The following is a 1,619-nucleotide window of genomic DNA, read 5'->3' as shown; positions in this document are numbered from 1 at the left end:
ATAATAGAGACGTTCAAAAAGCCGGGGACAGGCGCGGGCGCCTGTCCCCCAGTCTCCTCCGAGGCGGGAGGTTAGTGCGCCGCCGCCACTTCGGACGCCGCCGGCGTCTTGGCGATCTGAACGGGGTTGCACGCGGCCAGTTCGGCCTCCGACAGGCTCACGCCGCGATAGCCGAAGCCGGTGATCGTCCCCAGCTCGCGGGCCAGCCGCTTGCAGCTGCGCAAAGGCGGCAGCGACTTGACCTTGGTCGAGCGGCAGACATCGGCCTTGCAGCGCCAGAGCGCGCCGTCGAACACGACATGGTCCTGGGTGGTGGGGGCGCTGAGCGTCAGCCAGCCGTTCTGGGCCTTGGTTTCGGCCATGGCGGGGCCGCCCGTCGCGGCCAGGGCCGCGACGGCGATGATCAGATTACGCATGGGAGAACTCCGGGGAGGAGGTTGGAGGGAGGTACGCTTACTGGCGCCCTGTCAGGCCGCGGCCTTGAACAGGGTGAACTCTTCGTCGAAGGCCCGGGCCACCGAGGGCCGGGTCTGCAGGCGGTCGCGATAGGCGGCCAGGGCCGGATAGGGCGTGAAGTCGATCGCCAGGTAGCGGGCCCAGGTCAGCATCACGAACAGATAGGCGTCGGCGACGCTGAACCGCCCGGCCAGGAACTCGCGGCCCTTCAGGTGGGCGTCCAGATGGGTCAGGCGCTCGGCCAGCCGCTCGTGGGCGAAGATCTTGGCCCCGTCCGGCGCCGTCGGCCGCAGCAGGACGGTGAACGCCCCGATGTGAAGCTCAGAGCCGATGAAGCCGAGCCAGCTCTGCACCTTGCGGCGCTGGGGCCCGTCGGCGGGGATCAGGCCGGAGGCCGGGAAGCGGTCGGCGAGATACTGCAGGATCACCGCGTTCTCGACGATCAGCTCGCCGTCGTCGGTGCGCAGCACGGGCACCTGGCCCATGGGGTTGATGGCCAGGAACGCCGTGCCGTCCTCCACCACCTTGGGCCGCGCCTTGGTGTCGACCTTGAGGAAATTGACGTCCGCGCCCGCCTCGTAGGCCGCGATCCGGGTCGCCATCGAACAGGCCATCGGGGAGAAGTAGAGGTCCATCGAACGCTCCATTGCTTTTTCATACTGTTTCGCATAAAAATAACGGTGGTCAAGGAATAAACTGCGAAACGGTACAAAAAGAAGAGTCCGGGCCAGGAGAGTCAGATGTCCGAAACCCCCGTAAAGCGCCGGGGTCGCCCCCGCGCCTATGATCCCGATGTCGCCCTGGCCAAGGCCACGGATATCTTCTGGTCCCAGGGTTTCGCCGGCGCTTCGCTGGACGACCTGAGCGCCGCCACGGGCATGAACCGGCCCAGCCTGTACGGCGCGTTCGGCGACAAGCAGACGCTCTTCAGGTCGGCGCTGGACCGCTACATGGACAGCTCGCGCGCGGCGATGACCCAGGCGTTCCGCAGCGGCGGTTCGCTGCGCGAGATCCTGACGCGGGTCTATCACACGGCCCTGGGCTTCTATCTGTCGGACGACGTGGGCGGGCGGGGCTGCTTCCTGGCCAGCGCGGGCCTGGGCCAGGCGCTGGTCGACGACGAGGTGCGCCAGACCGTGGCCGACGGCCTGCACGAGCTGGAC

General features: G+C 67.8%; 3 protein-coding genes. 1 reads left to right on the top strand and 2 read right to left on the bottom strand.

Features of this window, described 5'->3' with window-relative positions; translation table 11 throughout:
- Positions 1-71 precede the first annotated feature (71 nt).
- Both WAL33_RS02095 and WAL33_RS02090 read right to left on the bottom strand, forming a co-directional pair.
- Positions 72-416, bottom strand: a complete 345-nt coding sequence (locus WAL33_RS02095; RefSeq protein WP_422178008.1) for a CC_3452 family protein — start codon at positions 414-416, stop codon at positions 72-74.
- 51 nt (positions 417-467) lie between these two features.
- Entirely contained in the window at positions 468-1,091 is a 624-nt protein-coding gene (locus tag WAL33_RS02090) for a glutathione S-transferase C-terminal domain-containing protein (protein WP_422178006.1), read from the bottom strand.
- 105 nt (positions 1,092-1,196) lie between these two features.
- Between WAL33_RS02090 and WAL33_RS02085 the strand changes: the two genes are divergently transcribed.
- A partial coding sequence (locus tag WAL33_RS02085; protein WP_422178004.1) for a TetR/AcrR family transcriptional regulator occupies positions 1,197-1,619 on the top strand: 423 nt, incomplete at its 3' end.

This window comes from Caulobacter sp. (genome assembly GCF_049283275.1).
Classification (GTDB): domain Bacteria; phylum Pseudomonadota; class Alphaproteobacteria; order Caulobacterales; family Caulobacteraceae; genus Caulobacter.
The sequence above is the reverse complement of the archived record's forward strand: the minus strand, read 5'-3'. Positions and strand labels throughout refer to the sequence as shown.

Bases quoted from the DNA above. Each gene is read 5' to 3' on its own strand.
- WAL33_RS02090 (WP_422178006.1), bottom strand. From the start codon at position 1,091: ATGGACCTCTACTTCTCCCCGATGGCCTGTTCGATGGCGACCCGGATC.
- WAL33_RS02095 (WP_422178008.1), bottom strand. From the start codon at position 416: ATGCGTAATCTGATCATCGCCGTCGCGGCCCTGGCCGCGACGGGCGGC.